Source organism: Scandinavium hiltneri (genome assembly GCF_024764835.1).
Lineage (GTDB): Bacteria > Pseudomonadota > Gammaproteobacteria > Enterobacterales > Enterobacteriaceae > Scandinavium > Scandinavium hiltneri.
The window spans coordinates 1-468 of record NZ_JALIGE010000040.1; the positions used below are offsets into that span (position 1 = coordinate 1).

Annotated in this window: 1 protein-coding gene; it reads right to left on the bottom strand. The window is 38.5% G+C overall.

Annotated elements, in window-relative coordinates; translation table 11 throughout:
- Entirely contained in the window at positions 1-387 is a 387-nt protein-coding gene (locus MUU47_RS00185) for an HYC_CC_PP family protein (RefSeq protein WP_258986120.1), read from the bottom strand.
- Positions 388-468 lie beyond the last annotated feature (81 nt).

Below are 468 nucleotides of genomic sequence, written 5' to 3' on the forward strand. Positions count from 1 at the left end.
TCAAATACGGTAAACGCAGTTAAGAATATAAATAGGTACACCATGATGTAGCGGCGGCGCATGTGTTGCGTTAGCAATGTCAAGTGGCTTGCTTGCTAACAGCGGCATTTCAAAAGCCGTGGTGAATAAATGCAGGTCAGTTAAATGCTTTACTGGTGTAGCGGTGGCATCGGCACCTACATGGCTATCTTTTACTTTTAAACTTTGAAATTTTGTTTTGCAGCAACCGCCCATACTCCCTTTGCTGCAATTGTCTTTTGTATCTTTTTGTACAAAACTAACATCAGTTGATTTCAATTTACCACAGCAATAAAACTGCTTTACCCCAATACCTAATGTGGAGAGGGAGTAAATGGTAATCAGTAATATGAGGGAAATCTTTTTCATTTTGTCTTTCACAAAGATACAACCTTTGGAATAGGGCGTTTATATAATTGTGGCAATGATTTATAGAATTCGGGGTTTGTT